Origin of the sequence: Enterobacter cloacae complex sp. P14RS (assembly GCF_014895895.1) — a bacterium.
Taxonomy (GTDB): domain Bacteria; phylum Pseudomonadota; class Gammaproteobacteria; order Enterobacterales; family Enterobacteriaceae; genus Enterobacter; species Enterobacter bugandensis.
The window spans coordinates 108524-126291 of the sequence record NZ_JADBQM010000004.1; the positions used below are offsets into that span (position 1 = coordinate 108524).

Genomic DNA, 17768 nt, shown 5'->3' on the forward strand with positions numbered 1-17768 from the left:
GAATCTGATGAAAGTAACAATCGATACGGGCGTCGCGCCCTACAGCGACGCATGGGCCGGGTTTCGCGGTGAAGAATGGAAAAACGCCGTTAACGTCCGCGATTTTATTCAGCATAACTACACCCCTTATGAAGGCGATGAAGCTTTCCTCGCGCAGGCGACGCCAGCAACGACGGCGCTGTGGCAGAAGGTGATGGTCGGCATTCGCCAGGAGAATGCCACCCACGCCCCGGTGGATTTCGACACCAACATTGCCACCACCATTACCGCCCACGGACCGGGCTATATCGACCAGGATCTTGAGACGATCGTCGGCCTGCAAACCGACAAGCCGCTCAAGCGCGCCCTGCATCCGTACGGCGGGATCAACATGATCCGCAGCTCGTTCGAAGCCTACGGGCGGGAAATGGATCCGCAGTTCGAATACCTGTTTACCGACCTGCGTAAAACCCACAACCAGGGCGTGTTTGACGTTTACTCCCCGGAGATGATGCGCTGCCGTAAATCTGGCGTGCTGACCGGTCTGCCGGACGGCTACGGGCGCGGGCGCATTATCGGCGATTACCGCCGCGTGGCGCTGTACGGCATCAGCTATCTGGTGCGCGAGCGTGAACTGCAGTTTGCCGATCTGCAGGGCAGGCTGGAGCGCGGTGAAGATCTGGAGGCGACGATCCGCCTGCGCGAGGAGCTGGCGGAGCATAAGCGTGCGTTGCTGCAGATCCAGCAGATGGCGGCGAATTATGGCTTTGATATTTCACGTCCGGCGATGAACGCGCAGGAAGCGGTGCAGTGGGTCTACTTTGCCTACCTTGCCGCAGTGAAATCCCAGAACGGCGGGGCGATGTCGCTGGGGCGCACGGCCTCGTTCCTTGATATCTACATTGAACGCGACATGCAGGCGGGGCGGCTGAACGAGGTGCAGGCCCAGGAGCTGATCGACCACTTCATCATGAAGATCCGCATGGTGCGCTTCCTGCGCACGCCGGAGTTCGACACGCTCTTCTCCGGCGATCCGATCTGGGCCACGGAAGTGATCGGCGGCATGGGGCTGGATGGCCGTACGCTGGTGACAAAAAACAGCTTCCGCTACCTGCATACCCTTCATACCATGGGGCCCGCGCCGGAGCCGAACCTGACGATCCTCTGGTCCGAACAGCTGCCGATCGCGTTTAAGAAATACGCCGCGCAGGTGTCGATCGTCACCTCGTCGCTGCAGTATGAGAACGACGATCTTATGCGCGCCGACTTCAACAGCGACGACTACGCCATTGCCTGCTGCGTCAGCCCGATGGTGATCGGCAAGCAGATGCAGTTCTTTGGCGCACGCGCCAACCTTGCTAAAACGCTGCTGTACGCGATCAACGGCGGGGTGGACGAGAAGCTGAAGATCCAGGTCGGCCCGAAAACCGAGCCGCTGCTGGATGAGGTGCTGGATTACGACACCGTGATGGCGAGCCTCGACCACTTTATGGACTGGCTGGCGGTGCAGTACATCAGCGCGCTGAATCTCATTCACTACATGCATGATAAGTACAGTTACGAAGCCTCGCTGATGGCGCTGCACGATCGTGACGTCTATCGCACCATGGCCTGCGGCATTGCCGGGCTGTCGGTGGCGGCGGATTCCCTGTCGGCGATTAAGTACGCCACGGTGAAACCAGTGCGCGACCACACCGGTTTGGCGGTGGACTTCGTCATAGAAGGCGACTATCCGCAGTACGGCAATAATGACGATCGCGTGGACAGCATCGCCTGCGACCTGGTGGAGCGATTTATGAAGAAGATCCAGGCGCTGCCGACGTATCGCAACGCGGTGCCGACTCAGTCGATCCTGACTATCACCTCCAACGTGGTCTACGGCCAGAAAACGGGCAACACGCCGGACGGACGCCGCGGCGGCACGCCGTTTGCGCCTGGCGCCAACCCGATGCACGGTCGCGACAGGAAAGGGGCGGTGGCTTCGCTAACGTCGGTCGCCAAGCTGCCGTTTACCTACGCGAAAGACGGGATCTCCTATACCTTCTCCATTGTGCCGCAGGCGCTGGGCAAGGATGAACTGGTGCGCAAAACCAACCTGGTGGGGTTGTTGGATGGGTACTTCCATCACGAAGCGTCTATTGAGGGCGGGCAGCACCTGAACGTCAACGTCATGAACCGGGAGATGCTGCTGGATGCCATTGCCCATCCGGAGAACTACCCGAACCTGACCATCCGCGTATCCGGCTATGCGGTACGGTTTAACGCTCTGACGCGCGAGCAGCAGCAGGACGTGATTTCGCGTACGTTTACGCAGGCGATGTAATTCCAATTGCCATTGTGCCTCCTCCTTAGAGGAGGCTTTTAATTTCGTGAATACTGTCACATTTAGAAAATACCCTCCTCGTTTACACCTCCAGTAGCAATTTTTACTCCAGCGTCAGGAAATCCCTATAAAAATTGTGACTTTTTTCTCCCTTTCTCCGGCTATGATTTTCTCACACCAATAACAAACACCTGCTGCTCTCTGAATCGCAATCGCTGGCGATCGGAACCTAATAAAAACAATTGTTTACCCTACAAAATAAGCGAGTGCCCAATGAATATGGCAACAAACAGCAGTGTGATTGTGAGTGATTCCCCTGCGGCAAGGCGGGCGGGAATGAGCGAAAGCGAATGGCGAGAGGCGATCAAATTCGACAGCACCGACACGGGCTGGGTCATCATGAGTATCGGGATGGCCATCGGCGCGGGAATCGTTTTTCTTCCGGTGCAGGTTGGATTAATGGGGCTGTGGGTCTTTTTGCTCTCCTCGATTATTGGCTATCCGGCCATGTACCTCTTCCAGCGATTATTTATTAATACGCTGGCGGAATCCCCGGAATGTAAAGACTACCCGAGCGTGATTAGCGGTTATTTAGGTAAAAACTGGGGCATCTTATTAGGTGCGCTCTATTTCGTGATGCTGGTCATCTGGATGTTTGTCTATTCCACGGCTATCACCAACGACAGCGCATCCTATTTGCACACCTTCGGTGTCACCGAGGGGTTGCTGTCGGAAAATCCCTTCTACGGCTTATTCCTGATCTGTATTCTGGTCGCCATCTCTTCGCGTGGTGAAAAGCTGCTGTTTAAAGTCTCCAGTCTGATGGTGCTGACCAAATTATTTGTGGTGGCGGCGCTGGGGCTTTCGATGATTGGTCTCTGGCATTTAGCCAACGTGGGCATGCTGCCGCCAATGGGGTTGCTGATAAAAAATGCCATTATTACGCTGCCCTTTACCTTAACCTCCATTCTGTTTATTCAGACCTTAAGCCCGATGGTGATTTCCTATCGTTCACGGGAAAAATCCGTTGAGGTGGCGCGTCATAAGGCGCTGCGGGCGATGAATATCGCCTTTGGCATACTGTTTGTCACGGTCTTCTTCTACGCCGTCTCTTTCACCCTGGCGATGGGACACGACGAAGCGGTGAAAGCCTACGAGCAGAACATTTCCGCCCTGGCGATTGCGGCGCAGTTTATCAGCGGCGACGGCGCGGGCTGGGTCAAAATCGTCAGCGTGATCCTCAATATTTTTGCCGTGATGACCGCCTTCTTCGGTGTCTATCTCGGCTTCCGCGAAGCCACGCAGGGGATCGTGATGAATATCCTGCGCCGTAAAATGCCGGCTGAACGTATTAATGAAAGCATCGTCCAGCGCGGGATCATGCTGTTCGCTATCCTGCTGGCCTGGAGCGCGATCGTGTTAAACGCGCCGGTACTGAGCTTCACCTCTATCTGTAGCCCCATCTTCGGCATGGTGGGCTGCCTGATCCCTGCGTGGCTGGTCTACAAGGTACCGGCGCTGCATAAATATAAGGGCGTATCGCTGGTGATTATTGTCATCACCGGGCTGCTGCTTTGTGTTTCTCCTTTCCTCGCATTTTCCTGAGGGCAAATAAGGTCGTAACGATGTCTGAGCAAACTCATCCTTTATGGAATCAATTTATTCGCGTAGTGCAGGAAGAAGTTAAGCCTGCGCTGGGGTGCACCGAGCCCGTTTCTCTGGCCCTTGCCTGTGCGATTGCCGCAGAGCAACTGCCTGGCGACGTCACGAAGATTGAGGCGTGGGTATCGCCGAATCTGATGAAGAACGGGCTTGGCGTAACGGTGCCGGGCACCGGCATGGTCGGGTTGCCCATTGCGGCGGCGCTGGGTGCCATCGGTGGCAATGCGCAGGCGGGGCTGGAGGTGCTGAAAGATGTCACCGCCGATGCGCTGGCGCGGGCCAAAGCAATGCTTAACGCCGGTCTGGTGCAGGTGAAATTGCAGGAGCCGTGCGATGAGATCCTCTATTCACGTGCCTGCGTCTACGCCGGTGAGGCCTCGGCCATGGTGACCATTGCGGGCGGACATACCCGCGTGGTGGAGGTGGTTTGTCACGGCGAAACGCGCTTCAGTCTTGACGAGCGGCAGGCCGAGGTAAGTAACGATCCGCTGGCTGTACTGTCAAACACCACGCTCTCGCAGATCCTGGAGTTTGTCGAACAGGTACCGTTCGAGGCGATCCGCTTTATCCTGGAAGCAGGGCAACTGAACGACGCGCTCTCTCGTGAAGGGCTTAGCGGGAAGTGGGGGCTACACATTGGCACCACCCTCAATAAGCAGCGCGCACGCGGATGGATGGCGCAGGATCTGGGTTCAGACATCGTTATCCGCACCAGCGCGGCCTCGGATGCCCGCATGGGCGGCGCGACGCTGCCGGCGATGAGCAACTCGGGCTCCGGGAATCAGGGGATTACAGCCACCATGCCGGTTGTCGTGGTCGCTGAACATGTTCAGGCCGATGACGAATGGCTGGCGCGGGCGCTGATGCTCTCGCATCTGTCGGCTATCTACATCCATTACCAGCTTCCGCGTTTGTCCGCGCTGTGTGCGGCGACAACGGCCGGTATGGGGGCCGCCGCAGGAATGGCGTGGCTGTTGGGCGGAAGCTATCAGACGATTGCAATGGCCATCGGCAGTATGATCGGTGACGTCAGCGGGATGATCTGCGACGGGGCGTCTAACAGTTGCGCCATGAAAGTCTCGACCAGCGTCACCAGCGCCTGGAAAGCCGTGATGATGGCGCTGGATGAGTCGGGCGTGACGGGCAACGAGGGGATTGTAGCGCACGACGTGGAGCAGTCGATCGCGAACCTGTGCGCGCTGGCGTGCCGCTCAATGCAGGCAACGGACCGGCAGATTATTGAGATTATGGCGAGTAAGGTGTAGCGATTGGCATTCGTCCCTCTTCCCAAAGGGGAGAGGGACCGATCGAGCAACTCTTACACCGGCAAATCAATCAGCAGCGCGCGCAGCGGCGTATCTGCCACCAGGGTGATATTCGCTTCGTCACGAATAAACGCCCCGTCGCCGCAGGTGAGCGCTTCTTTCTCTTCCGCGTGCGTTACCGCATGCACCGTACCGTGAATGGACTGCAAATAGGCGCGCGGGCCGTGCAGCTGGAAGCTTGCCTGTTCACCTTTTTTCAGTTCGATATGGTGCAGCCATACCTGCTGTCGCAGCTGCAAGCTGTCCTTGCTGCCGTCAGGCGAGGCAATCAGCTGCTGTTTATCGCCCTTCAGATCTATTTTCTGCACCAGCGGGTTTTCTCGCTCAGGGCAGGCGTCGAGCCACAGCTGCATGCGCGTCAGCGTTTTGTCTTTGCTGAGGTTATGCTCGCTGTAGCTGATGCCCGGCTGCGTGGAAATTAACAACGCTTCGCCAGCCTTTGCCTGGACATGATTGCCCTCGCTATCGCGGTATTCTGCCTCGCCTTCCAGGATCAGGTTCAGGATATCGACTTTCGGATACGTACGCGGCTGGAAGGAGGCGCCCGGGGCGAGCACTTCCTGGTTCAACACGCGCAGTGAAGCGTAACCGAGGAGTTTAGGGTCAAAGTAGTGTCCAAAGGAAAAGGTGTAGCGGGCCTGCAGCCAACCGAAATCGGCTTGTCCGCACTGTTTCGCTGTTCTTGTCGTAATCATAAACTTGACCTCTCTTTACACTAAAACAATGGTAAAGGTATGGACGCTGCATTGTTAGCCAGATATTCTGCCCGGTATGTTCAAATTTCCTGAATGAGAACGAGATGGCTAAAGAGAGAGCATTGACGCTTGAGGCGCTTCGCGTCATGGACGCGATTGACCGGCGCGGCAGCTTTGCCGCGGCGGCAGATGAACTGGGGCGCGTTCCGTCTGCGCTAAGCTACACCATGCAAAAACTGGAGGAAGAGCTGGACGTCGTGCTCTTCGATCGCTCCGGTCATCGAACAAAATTCACCAACGTGGGGCGGATGCTGCTGGAGCGAGGTCGCGTGCTGCTGGAAGCGGCGGACAAGCTCACCACGGACGCCGAAGCGCTGGCGCGAGGCTGGGAAACCCACCTGACGTTAGTCACCGAAGCGCTGGTTCCGACCGAAGCGCTGTTCCCGCTGGTGGACCGCCTGGCGGCGAAGGCCAATACGCAGCTGTCGATCATCACCGAGGTGCTGGCCGGGGCGTGGGAGCGTCTGGAGACGGGCAGGGCGGATATCGTCATTGCGCCTGACATGCATTTCCGCTCATCGTCAGAAATCAACTCGCGCAAGCTCTACAGCGTCATGAACGTCTACGTCGCCGCGCCGGATCACCCGATTCACCAGGAGCCGGAGCCGCTCTCTGAAGTGACGCGCGTGAAGTACCGCGGCGTGGCGGTGGCGGATACCGCGCGCGAGCGTCCGGTGCTGACGGTTCAGCTGCTGGATAAACAGCCGCGTCTGACGGTCACGTCACTGGAAGACAAGCGGCAGGCGCTGCTGGCCGGTTTGGGCGTGGCGACGATGCCCTATCCGTTTGTCGAAAAAGATATTGCGGAAGGGCGACTGAGGGTGGTGAGCCCGGAGTACACCAGCGAAGTGGACATTATTATGGCGTGGCGCCGCGACAGCATGGGCGAAGCCAAATCGTGGTGCCTGCGCGAAATTCCAAAGCTCTTTGCGCATCACAACAAATAAGCGAGCAGGCCCGGTAAGCGTAAGCGCCACCGGGCAGTAATTTACGCGCCGATCTTAGGATCCGGACCAAAGCGGTTTTCGCCCGGCGTCCCGCTCTGACAGTTGAAAATTAAAATCACGATCCAGCCGACAAGCGGGATTAACAGCAACAGCAGCCACCACGCCGAACGATCGGTGTCGTGGAGACGACGAAACAGCACGGCCCATGAAGGCAGCAAAACCAGCAAGCCATAAATCGTAGTGAGTACACCTTCACCGCCGGCGCGCTCCCAGCCGAGGATTTTATCCACGATGCCCAGCACCATAATCAGGACGAAGTTCACCAGAACGAACATCCAGTACTCTTTGCGGCGGGCGCGGCCACCAAATCCAACGTAGTTGCGCAGTACTTTTAAATACCAGTCCATTTTCCTTGCCTCTTAATCAGTCAATCACTTGTTTTCTAAGCGATCGAGGTAAGGATAGATGTATGCTGTGAATTAAAAAAGGGAATCAATTGATTCCCTAAATAATTATCCGAAACGCACGTCGCGCCCGTGCGGTTCATCCAGATCCTGCCACGGGCCAATGGAGATGATGCCCGTCGGGTTGATGGTCTTATGGCTGCGGAAATAGTGGGTGCGAATATGGTCAAAATTGACCGTCTCCGCGATCCCCTGCATCTGGTAGATGTCTCGCAGGAAACCATACAGGTTCAGGTAGTCGCTGATGCGGTGTTTATCGCACTTAAAGTGGGTGACATAGACCGGGTCAAAGCGAACCAGCGTGGTCCACAGGCGAATGTCCGCTTCCGTCAGGCGATCGCCCGTCAGGTAGCGATGCTGGCCCAGGATCTGCTCCAGGCGCTCCAGCGATTCAAACACCTTTCCGACCGCTTCGTCATAGGCTTCCTGGCTGGTGGCGAAACCGGCCTTATAGACGCCGTTGTTGACGTTGTCGTAAATCCAGCTGTTCAGCTCGTCAATTTTCTCGCGTAGCTCGACCGGGTAGTAATCCCCGGCGCGGGCGCCGTGCGCATCAAACGCGGTATTGAACATGCGGATGATTTCCGCGGACTCATTGCTGACTATCGTCTGGTTTTTCTTGTCCCACAGCACCGGCACGGTCACGCGCCCGGTGTAGTGCGGATCGGCGCGCAGGTAGAGTTGGTAGAGGAAATCGTGGTGATACAGGTCATCACCGGTCGCGGCGGGGAAATCACTGTCAAACGTCCAGCCGTTTTCCAGCATCAATGGGTTCACCACCGAAACCGGAATCAAAGATTCGAGCCCTTTAAGCTTGCGCACGATCAGCGTGCGGTGCGCCCACGGGCAGGCGAGGGAAACATAAAGATGATAACGATCTTTCTCCGCCGCAAAGCCCCCTTCGCCACTCGGGCCGGGTGCGCCGTCGGCGGTCAGCCAGTTACGGAAGGCCGAAACAGAGCGCTTAAAGCGTCCACCGGTGGATTTGGTGTCATACCAGACATCCTGCCAGACGCCGTCTACGAGTTGTCCCATTTTTTACTCCTCCGTCAGATAGCAAAAGCGAGGAGATGTCTCCTCGCTTTGTGTTTATTCAGTATAGCGTGCTTACCATTTCTTATTCAGAACGCGGTCGATGCTGTATGCGCCTGGACCGGTGATCGCCAGCAGCAGGAAGCCACCCGCGATGGTCAGGTTTTTCATAAACATCAGTGAGTTCACGCCTTCAGCAAAGTTGCTGTGGAAGATGAACGCGGTCAGCAGGGTGAAGCCTGCGGTAAACAGCGCTGTGGTGCGGGTCAGGAAGCCGAACAGAACCGCCAGGCCGCCGCCAAACTCAAGCAGAATGGTCAGCGGCAGCAGGAACCCCGGAACGCCCATGGCTTCCATATACTGCTGGGTACTCGCATAACCGGTAATTTTGCCCCAACCTGCCACGATAAACAGAATTGGCATCAGAATACGCGCGACCAGTACACCAACATTTTCTAATTTTTTCATTTTACTCTCCAGGAAACCACATAAGCGGCTGAACATTATTTGTCTGCAATTCCGCGTAGATACCGCGGCTCTGCTGTCGATGGAGAGGAGTGTAAACGGGGCGGGTAGCAATTGTTAGCAAGGAAAACTGTCAATCTTCTTCAAAGATATTGAGTAAGGGCAGGTGCGCGCTGGTGCCCTCAGCCCACGGGGAGAAGGGCAAAAACAAAAAACGGTAACCTGAGTTACCGTTTTGCGTTTATCACCGCAGCTGTTGTTGCCGCAACGTTGCTTTGACCAGACGCCAGGCGCTCCAGGCACCAAAGCCGCGTCGGGCCCAGCGGATGAGCATATTCGGATGACGAACCGTCCAGATAGCCATCACGCTGCTGCCGACCAGCGCCCACGAACGCAGGCTCAGGAAGGTGTTCCAGCCACGGTCAAACCGTCGCGTCGCGTCGATCCAGTCACGGCGGCTGGCAGACAGATCCAGCCGCTGCTGCTGGATCTGACTTAACAGGTACGCTTTTCGCTTCTGACGTTCCGCTTTATCGCTCACGGCTTGTCATCCTCCAGCAGGGCGCGATCGTTAGCCAGTTCCTGGCGCGTGTGGCGCAGGAAAGTGGACCTGCGCGCTTTACGCATCGTCCATATGCCGCCAATCAGCGCCGCGACCAGCAGAACGACGGTCGTGGCAATCATCGCGTTAAGTCGATACTGCGGGTCAATTGCCCAGATGATTAACACCATCAGGCTCATCAGACCAAACGCGGCGAAGAGCATGGTCAGCCCGAGCATCAGCAGCATCTGGAAGAGGTTCGCTTTCTCCTCTTCCAGTTCGACCACTGCCAGCCGGACGCGCGTTTCGGCAATCCCAACCAGCGTCGTTAAAATACGCTGGCCGATGCCGAGGACGTTATTAGCAGGCCCTTGTGCGTGACGAGGATCTTCCATATCAACGACGCGTCAGCAGGACACCCAGTACCACACCCACTGCGGCACCAATACCAACTCCCGTCCATGGATTGTCGCGCACATATTCATCTGCGCGCGCAGCCGCTTCACGGGTCTGTTTCGCCAGTGCATCACCGGTTTCACCCAGGCGGTAGCGGCTCTCTTTCAGCGCCTGCTCCGCTTTACTGCGCAGCTTGCTTACTTCTTCTTTCGACTTATCGGCAGAGGAGTTCAGCACCTCTTCAAGGGTATCGGCCAGGGATTTCAGTTCAGCGCGCAGATGTTCAGACGTCGTATCTTTTGACATGATTGTCTCCTGTTGAGATTTCCGTTAACTCAATAATCGCGAGCTTCCAGCGCTTTCAGGTCGTCCTGCGCCTCTTTCAACTTCTTCTCGCGCTTAGCAATTTTTTCCGCATCCCCTTTCTCTTTCGCTTCCTGCAGGTCTTGACGGCGCTCGGCTATCTCGTCCTTCTGTTCAGCGATTTTCTTTTGGTGATCGGCACGCAGCTTGCTGTCTGAACAGTTCGCTTTCACTTCGCTCAGCGCTTTTTTGAGACCATCAACACGGTGCTGATTGTTATGCTTTTCGGCATAACCGATCTCACGCTGAATATCCTGTTCTTTCTCCAGACAGAGAGAGTTTGCGAAGGTCGTTGTGCTTAAAGAAAAAAGGGCCAGAGCCAGGGTCATGCGGAATTTCATTATCGAAACCTTCCATTGTGCTGCGGGGTTAGCCGCTATCCAAAATGATGCGGAGTACATTCGAGGGGTGCTCCGCGTACTTAAGCATAGTAAGTAAACGGGGGATTCACCAAAGTGAGTGAAAAGATTCGGAATCCAGGAAGTTATCCAAACCGATGCGACGTATCGCGAATCAATGATAACCACGCGGCTGGCGGGTTGTCATCTTCCTGCTGGGCAATGATATAGCCGTGCGGCAGCGTACGGTCAAGAACCGCTTTCGCGGCAGCGCTCTGCGCACGGGAATCAAACTTAATCAGTAAAACATCGTCCTGAGGGGTGATGCTTTTAAAGCGGATGCCGTTTGCATCCAGATGATGCCAGACAGAAAAACCGTCAGGCACACCGCCCCCCTGGTTTACCGGGCGAATGGCCAGCGTAGCGTCCTGATGTGAAAGCGTGTTCCAGGCCAGCAGTACGGCGCTGAGCATCACCAGTGCAATAAAGGCACAGGCAAAGCGGCGCATGGCGAGCGGTGAGATAACCATCGTTAACCTCGCGCTCCGTATTTTTTCTTCCACAGGACAACCAGCGAGCCGATCAGGCCGAAGACCAGCAGAACAACAGGTAGCAGCATCAGGCAGGACATCAGCTGATCTTCATATTTCATGAAGACCGGCGTCTTACCCAGTGCATAGCCCAGCGTCGTCAGGATCAGAACCCATAACAGGCCGCTCATCCAGTTGAAGAACTGGAAGCGTGCGCTGCTCAACCCGGACAGCCCGGCAATGGTGGGCAGCAGGGTGCGCACAAAGGCGATAAAGCGGCCAATCAGCAGCGCGGAAAGCCCATGCTTATGGAACAGGTGGTGTGCCCGCTGGTGATAGTGCGCAGGCAGATGGGAAAGCCAGTTCTGTACTATTCGGGTATTGCCCAGCCATCTTCCCTGGATATAGCTCACCCAGCAGCCAAGGCTGGCCGCGACGGTCAGTAATAAAATGGTTTGCGGGAACGCCATTGCGCCTTTAGCACACAGCACGCCGACAAGCACCAGCAAACTGTCACCCGGCAAGAAGGCTGCAGGCAGCAAACCATTCTCAAGGAACAGAATCATAAACAAGACAAAATAGAGCATGCCAATCATGGAAGGGTTGGCCAGCGTTTCAAAATCCTGCGCCCAAAGGGCATGCAGCAGTTGGGTCAAAAGTTCCATTCAGTGTTCCTGGAAATCGGTTAACGTCTCGCCTGTTATCCGGGACAAACAGCACGGCGACATTGTTGTGATTTCATTATGGTCGCTCGCGGACACATTGCGGTGTGGCCAACACTGTTCCCTGTTAATTGGCTGGTTAGCAAGCACTAACTTTCAAAATAACGAAGTGAATCCAATTGTAACAAAGCCCAACGTTCTGCGTCACAGAATTTGCAGGGTGAGGTGATTTTGGCGTAAGCCCTGAAAGTGAGCGAGGGATTTTACAAAGGCTGACACTATATATGTTTTGCTTACCCATTCAGCCGGGGAGGCGCAGCGAAGCGCCTGCCGGTAGAAAGGTCGCCTATTTTGCGCCGCTCGGGGCCGTATCGAGATGAACGACAGGATTATCGGCAAAAAGATAGCGGTCAGCGTTAAATTCGAAGTCGTCGCTGGTTTCATTGAAGAGCATCAGCTTGGTGTTTTCCAGGTGCTGCCACATGGCGAGCTTCGCGGCGTGGGGATCTTTACGAATCAGCGCCTTAAGAATTTGATCATGGTCGTCACACCAGTTGTCCACGGTACGGGAATCAATATGATCGTGCAGTTTTTTCCAGTACGGGTTGTGTACGCGCTGAGTCCACATTTTCTCAACGATTGCCGCCAGCGCCGTATTCTGGGTTGCCAGGGCGACCTGAACGTGAAACTGCAGGTCCCACTCGGAATCACGGAAACATTTTTCCTTGCGAGCGTTCTCCTGAATCTCCATCAGCTTCATGATGTCCTGCTTGGTCACCTGCGTGGCGGCAAATTCGGCAATATTGCTTTCGATCAGCTGGCGAGCCTGGAGCAGCTCAAACGGACCGTAGCTGGCGAATTCTAGACTTTCATCCGCCACCGGAGAGTGTTTAGGCTGATTAGAAATAACGTGAATGCCGGAACCTTTGCGTACCTCAACGTAGCCTTCCACTTCCAGCATGATAATCGCTTCGCGCACCACGGTTCGGCTTACGCTTTTTTCATCCGCGATAAAGCGCTCGGCGGGAAGTTTATCACCGACAAGATAGACCCCTTGCTCGATGCGATCTTTCAGCTCGGCAGCAAGTTGTTGATATAAACGACGTGGTTCGGTGATTTCCATATGCGCTCCAGGCAGGGTACGGCAGATGATTTGTTATACCACTTTCACGGAATACTCTCCAGATTTTGCCATTAAAAAAGCCGCCCGGGGGCGGCTTCGGTAAAACGCATTTTCGCTAACTCTGCGTAGCCGGTCGCCCGAGAGACTCTTTCGCCAGCTCCTCTGCGGATTTGCTTTTCAGCACCGTCCAGATAACCACCGCGCCCATCAGGTCGAAGATTGCCAGCACCGCGAACAGCGGGCTGAAGCCGATGGTATCCGCCAGCGCGCCGACGACCAGCGCGAACATCGTACTCGCGGTCCACGCGGCCATCCCGGTCAGGCCGTTGGCGGTGGCCACTTCGTTGCGACCGAAGACGTCAGAGGAGAGCGTAATCAGCGCGCCGGACAGGGACTGGTGCGCAAAACCACCGATGCACAGCAGGGCGATAGCCACATACGGACTGGTGAACAGGCCGATCATGCCCGGGCCAATCATCAGCAGGGCGCCCATGGTCACCACCATCTTACGGGAAACAATCAGGTTCACCCCAAACCAGCGCTGGAACAGTGGTGGCAGGTAGCCGCCTACAATACAGCCCAGGTCAGCGAACAGCATCGGCATCCAGGCGAACATCGCGATCTCTTTCAGGTTAAAGCCGTAGACTTTAAACATAAACAGTGGGATCCACGCGTTGAAGGTGCCCCAGGCCGGTTCAGCCAGGAAGCGCGGCAGGGCGATACCCCAGAACTGACGGGTGCCCAGGATCTGCCAGACGGACATCTTCTTGCCATTGTTGGTCTGATGCTGCGCTTCCTGACCACCAATAATGTATTCGCGTTCTTCCTCGGAGAGTTTTTTCTGATCGCGCGGGTGTTTATAGAAAACCAGCCACGCCATTGCCCAGGCAAAGCTCAGCACGCCAGAGATAATGAATGCCATCTGCCAGCTGTGCATCACGATGGCCCACACCACCAGCGGCGGCGCAATCATTGCGCCGATGGACGAGCCCACGTTGAAGTAACCCACCGCGATGGAACGCTCTTTTGCCGGGAACCACTCAGAGCTGGCTTTCAGCCCTGCCGGGATCATTGCGGCTTCTGCCGCACCGACCGCGCCACGGGCCAGCGCCAGGCCGCCCCAGCTGCCTGCCAGTGCGGTTGCACCGCAGAATACCGCCCAGGCGATGGCGAAGAAGGCATAGCCGATTTTGGTACCCAGAATATCGAGAACATACCCAGCAACAGGCTGCATGACGGTGTAAGCGGCAGAATAGGCCGCGATGATGTAAGAGTATTGCTGCGTGGAGATATGCAGCTCTTCCATCAACGTTGGCGCCGCGGCTGCCACGGTGTTACGTGTCAGGTAGCCCAGCACGGTGCCCAGCGTCACCAGCGCGATCATATACCAACGTAACCCTCTAATTTTACGCATCTAAAACCTCATCGTTATGTTATTTCCGCGCCAGAGCACGGCAACCTCTCAACCGTTGCCGGGAGCAGTTGTGTAACGGGAGGGGCGTAGCCGGGAGAATGTCCCGGAACGGCCCGAACCTTGCCATAAGTAAGCGTGCATAAGTCGGTATCCGTACCGTTAAATCCGATGTGTCTCACACCGGTAACGCATTCCGTCGGCTTAGTGTTTGCGACGGCGAAACGATAACTTGTCATACAACTTTAAAAGGTGAGTGACATCACAAATGTATGATTCTTTGTAGGGACATTAATCGCTGCGCGCAAAGCCAGAAGCGGCGCGGCCTGTAGAAGAATTTACCCCATTGAGGGTAATTTATTTGTTAGCGTTTATTGATCTCACTCACGAAAAAAGCTTCGGTGGGTGGAAATTGGTGTGATAACTTTGCAGCATATGAACATACGCTTTCTGACGCTCCCGTAATGAGGAAGACGATAATGACGCCGTTTATGACCGACGATTTTCTGTTAGATACCGAATTTGCCCGCCGCCTGTACCACGACTACGCTAAAGACCAGCCGATTTTCGACTACCACTGCCACTTACCGCCGCAGCAGGTTGCCGAAAATTACCGTTTCAAAAACCTGTATGATATCTGGCTGAAGGGTGACCACTATAAATGGCGCGCAATGCGCACCAACGGCGTGGCCGAGCGCCTGTGTACCGGCGACGCGACCGATCGCGAGAAGTTCGACGCCTGGGCGGCGACCGTTCCGCACACTATCGGCAACCCGCTTTACCACTGGACGCACCTCGAACTACGCCGTCCGTTTGGCATCACCGGCAAGCTGCTTTCTCCCGCTACGGCGGATGAAATCTGGGACCAGTGCAACGAACTGCTGGCGCAGGATAACTTCTCCGCGCGCGGCATCATGAAGCAGATGAACGTGAAGATGGTGGGCACCACCGACGATCCGATTGACTCCCTGGAGCATCATGCCGTTGTCGCCAAAGACGCCTCTTTTGACATTAAAGTGCTGCCAAGCTGGCGCCCGGACAAAGCCTTCAATATTGAGCAGGCCACGTTCAACGACTATATGGCGAAGTTGGCGGAAGTGTCCGATACCGACATCCGTCGTTTCGCCGATCTGCAAACCGCGCTGACCAAACGTCTGGACCACTTCGCGGCGCACGGCTGTAAAGTCTCTGACCACGCGCTGGACGTGGTGCTGTTCGCGGAATCCAACGAAGCCGAACTGGACAGCATCCTGGCGCGTCGCCTCTCCGGTGAATCGCTTAGCCAGCATGAAGTGGCGCAGTTCAAAACCGCGGTGCTGGTGTTCCTCGGCGCGGAATACGCCCGTCGCGGCTGGGTACAGCAGTACCATATCGGCGCGCTGCGCAATAACAACCAGCGCCAGTTCAAACTGCTGGGCGCGGACGTGGGCTTTGACTCCATCAACGACCGCCCGCTGGCGGAAGAGCTGTCAAAACTGCTGAGCAAACAGAACGAGCAAAACCTGCTGCCGAAAACCATTCTCTACTGCCTGAACCCGCGCGATAACGAAGTGCTGGGCACCATGGTGGGCAACTTCCAGGGCGAAGGTATGCCGGGCAAGATGCAGTTCGGATCCGGCTGGTGGTTCAACGATCAGAAAGACGGCATGGAGCGTCAGATGACGCAGCTGGCGCAGCTCGGTCTGTTAAGCCGCTTCGTGGGTATGCTGACCGACAGCCGCAGCTTCCTGTCCTATACCCGTCATGAATATTTCCGCCGCATCCTGTGCCAGATGATTGGCCGCTGGGTGCATGCGGGTGAAGCGCCAGCAGATCTCCAGCTGCTGGGCGACATGGTGAAAAACATCTGCTTTAACAATGCGCGTGACTACTTCGCCATTGAACTGAACTAAGGCCGTCTGAGGTTGATATGCAATACATCAAAATCCATTCGCTGGATAACGTGGCCGTCGCGCTGGCAGATTTAACCGAAGGGACGGAAGTGGCCTTCGAAAACCAGTCGGTCACGTTGTGCCAGGCCATTGGACGTGGACACAAGTTTGCCCTGATCCCCATTGCAAAAGGGGAGAACGTGGTGAAGTACGGTTTGCCCATCGGCCATGCGCTGGCGGATATTGCACCGGGTGAATATATTCATTCCCACAATACCCGCACCAATCTCAGCGATCTGGACGAGTACAGCTATCAGCCTGAACTACCGAAGGCAGGCGTGCAGGCGGAGGATCGTGAGGTGCAAATCTACCGTCGCGCAAACGGTGATGTGGGGATCCGCAACGAGCTGTGGATCCTGCCGACCGTCGGCTGCGTGAACGGCATTGCGCGTCAGATCCAGACCCGCTTTCTGAAGGAGACCCACGATGCCGAGGGCATCGACGGGGTACATCTGTTCAGCCACACCTACGGCTGCTCCCAGCTGGGTGATGACCACATTAACACCCGCACCATGCTGCAAAACATGGTGCGCCACCCGAATGCGGGCGCGGTGCTGGTGATCGGCCTCGGCTGCGAGAACAACCAGGTCGACGCCTTCCGCGAGACGCTGGGAGAATTCGACCCTGAGCGCGTTCACTTCATGGTGTGCCAGCATCAGGACGACGAAGTGGAAGCGGGCGTTGAGCAGCTGCATCAGCTGTATGAGGTGATGCGCCACGACAGGCGCGAGCCGGGCAGGCTGAGTGAGCTGAAGTTTGGCCTGGAGTGCGGCGGGTCTGACGGTCTTTCCGGCATTACCGCTAACCCAATGCTGGGCCGCTTCTCGGATTACGTGATTGCCAACGGTGGCACCACGGTGCTGACCGAAGTGCCGGAAATGTTTGGCGCGGAGCGCATTCTGATGAGCCACTGCCGTGACGAAGAGACGTTTGAGAAGACCGTCACCATGGTGAACGACTTCAAACAGTACTTCATTGCCCACAATCAGCCGATTTACGAGAACCCGTCGCCGGGGAACAAGGCGGGCGGAATCACCACGCTGGAGGAGAAATCCCTCGGCTGCACCCAGAAAGCGGGGGCCAGCCAGGTGGTGGACGTTCTGCGCTACGGCGAACGCCTGAAAACCCACGGCCTGAACCTGCTGAGCGCACCGGGTAACGATGCGGTCGCCACCAGCGCGCTGGCGGGGGCGGGTTGTCACATGGTGTTGTTCAGCACCGGTCGCGGTACGCCGTACGGCGGTTTTGTGCCGACGGTCAAAATCGCCACCAACAGCGAGCTGGCGGCGAAGAAAAAGCACTGGATCGATTTCGACGCAGGCCAGCTGATCCACGGCAAAGCGATGCCGCAACTGCTGACGGAGTTCGTGGACACTATCGTGGAGTTTGCTAACGGCAGGCAGACCTGTAACGAGAAGAACGACTTCCGCGAGCTGGCGATCTTTAAGAGTGGTGTGACGCTTTAAATGTTTTGTCGGGTGGCGCTAGCGCTTACCCGACCTACTGAACTTTAATCGGTGC

The 17768-nt window shown here is 56.3% G+C and carries 18 protein-coding genes; 6 read left to right on the forward strand and 12 right to left on the reverse strand.

Annotated features, from left to right (window positions below; translation table 11 throughout):
* The first annotated feature begins 7 nt into the window (after positions 1 to 7).
* The 3 genes from pflB (at position 8) to IM295_RS02505 (ending at position 5229) form a co-directional block, all read left to right on the forward strand.
* Positions 8 to 2302, forward strand: coding sequence for a formate C-acetyltransferase (gene pflB / locus IM295_RS02495; protein WP_045260102.1), 2295 nt, complete (start codon positions 8 to 10; stop codon positions 2300 to 2302).
* Positions 2303 to 2575: 273 nt separating this feature from the next.
* Positions 2576 to 3907: an amino acid permease gene (locus IM295_RS02500; RefSeq protein ID WP_041907950.1), complete on the forward strand. Its 1332-nt coding sequence runs from the start codon at positions 2576 to 2578 to the stop codon at positions 3905 to 3907.
* Between the two features lie 20 nt (positions 3908 to 3927).
* Positions 3928 to 5229, forward strand: a complete 1302-nt coding sequence (locus IM295_RS02505) for a serine dehydratase subunit alpha family protein (RefSeq protein ID WP_155026265.1) — start codon at positions 3928 to 3930, stop codon at positions 5227 to 5229.
* A 53-nt stretch (positions 5230 to 5282) separates the two neighbouring features.
* Here the strand turns inward: IM295_RS02505 and IM295_RS02510 are convergent, their stop codons facing one another.
* The gene (locus IM295_RS02510) at positions 5283 to 5984 is read right to left on the reverse strand and encodes a pirin family protein (protein WP_028014512.1); all 702 of its coding nucleotides are present in this window, start codon (positions 5982 to 5984) and stop codon (positions 5283 to 5285) included.
* A 104-nt stretch (positions 5985 to 6088) separates the two neighbouring features.
* Between IM295_RS02510 and yhaJ the strand changes: the two genes are divergently transcribed.
* Positions 6089 to 6991: a DNA-binding transcriptional regulator YhaJ gene (gene yhaJ, locus IM295_RS02515; RefSeq protein ID WP_003862655.1), complete on the forward strand. Its 903-nt coding sequence runs from the start codon at positions 6089 to 6091 to the stop codon at positions 6989 to 6991.
* A 41-nt stretch (positions 6992 to 7032) separates the two neighbouring features.
* Here yhaJ and IM295_RS02520 read toward each other — a convergent pair whose 3' ends face one another.
* The 11 genes from IM295_RS02520 to IM295_RS02570 all read right to left on the reverse strand — a co-directional run bounded on the left by IM295_RS02520 (position 7033) and on the right by IM295_RS02570 (position 14319).
* Positions 7033 to 7398 (reverse strand): DUF805 domain-containing protein, encoded by a 366-nt coding sequence (locus IM295_RS02520; protein ID WP_028014511.1) that lies wholly within the window; start codon positions 7396 to 7398, stop codon positions 7033 to 7035.
* Between the two features lie 105 nt (positions 7399 to 7503).
* Positions 7504 to 8490: a glutathione S-transferase family protein gene (locus tag IM295_RS02525; RefSeq protein ID WP_193066162.1), complete on the reverse strand. Its 987-nt coding sequence runs from the start codon at positions 8488 to 8490 to the stop codon at positions 7504 to 7506.
* 72 nt (positions 8491 to 8562) lie between these two features.
* The gene (locus IM295_RS02530) at positions 8563 to 8955 is read right to left on the reverse strand and encodes a DoxX family protein (protein WP_193066163.1); all 393 of its coding nucleotides are present in this window, start codon (positions 8953 to 8955) and stop codon (positions 8563 to 8565) included.
* Positions 8956 to 9196: 241 nt separating this feature from the next.
* Positions 9197 to 9493, reverse strand: coding sequence for a YqjK-like family protein (locus tag IM295_RS02535; RefSeq protein WP_014885330.1), 297 nt, complete (start codon positions 9491 to 9493; stop codon positions 9197 to 9199).
* Positions 9490 to 9888, reverse strand: a complete 399-nt coding sequence (locus IM295_RS02540; protein ID WP_041907961.1) for a phage holin family protein — start codon at positions 9886 to 9888, stop codon at positions 9490 to 9492. Before IM295_RS02540 ends, IM295_RS02535 begins: the two co-directional genes overlap by 4 nt.
* Position 9889: 1 nt before the next feature.
* Positions 9890 to 10195 carry a YqjD family protein gene (locus IM295_RS02545; protein ID WP_008503141.1) on the reverse strand — a complete coding sequence of 102 codons (306 nt, stop codon included), beginning with the start codon at positions 10193 to 10195 and terminating at the stop codon, positions 9890 to 9892.
* A gap of 29 nt (positions 10196 to 10224) precedes the next feature.
* On the reverse strand, positions 10225 to 10593 hold the full coding sequence (locus IM295_RS02550) for a DUF1090 domain-containing protein (RefSeq protein WP_193066236.1): 369 nt from the start codon (positions 10591 to 10593) through the stop codon (positions 10225 to 10227).
* A 143-nt stretch (positions 10594 to 10736) separates the two neighbouring features.
* Entirely contained in the window at positions 10737 to 11120 is a 384-nt protein-coding gene (gene mzrA / locus IM295_RS02555) for an EnvZ/OmpR regulon moderator MzrA (RefSeq protein WP_028014507.1), read from the reverse strand.
* A gap of 2 nt (positions 11121 to 11122) precedes the next feature.
* Positions 11123 to 11785: a DedA family general envelope maintenance protein YqjA gene (yqjA, locus tag IM295_RS02560; RefSeq protein ID WP_008503144.1), complete on the reverse strand. Its 663-nt coding sequence runs from the start codon at positions 11783 to 11785 to the stop codon at positions 11123 to 11125.
* Positions 11786 to 12128: 343 nt separating this feature from the next.
* Positions 12129 to 12905 carry a transcriptional regulator ExuR gene (exuR, locus tag IM295_RS02565; protein WP_193066164.1) on the reverse strand — a complete coding sequence of 259 codons (777 nt, stop codon included), beginning with the start codon at positions 12903 to 12905 and terminating at the stop codon, positions 12129 to 12131.
* A 115-nt stretch (positions 12906 to 13020) separates the two neighbouring features.
* Positions 13021 to 14319 (reverse strand): MFS transporter, encoded by a 1299-nt coding sequence (locus IM295_RS02570; protein ID WP_193066165.1) that lies wholly within the window; start codon positions 14317 to 14319, stop codon positions 13021 to 13023.
* Between the two features lie 476 nt (positions 14320 to 14795).
* On the opposite strand from IM295_RS02570, the gene uxaC reads away from it, so the two are divergent.
* Both uxaC and IM295_RS02580 read left to right on the forward strand, forming a co-directional pair.
* Positions 14796 to 16208 (forward strand): glucuronate isomerase, encoded by a 1413-nt coding sequence (uxaC, locus tag IM295_RS02575; RefSeq protein ID WP_028014504.1) that lies wholly within the window; start codon positions 14796 to 14798, stop codon positions 16206 to 16208.
* Positions 16209 to 16225: 17 nt separating this feature from the next.
* On the forward strand, positions 16226 to 17713 hold the full coding sequence (locus IM295_RS02580; RefSeq protein ID WP_193066166.1) for a UxaA family hydrolase: 1488 nt from the start codon (positions 16226 to 16228) through the stop codon (positions 17711 to 17713).
* Positions 17714 to 17768: the final 55 nt, after the last annotated feature.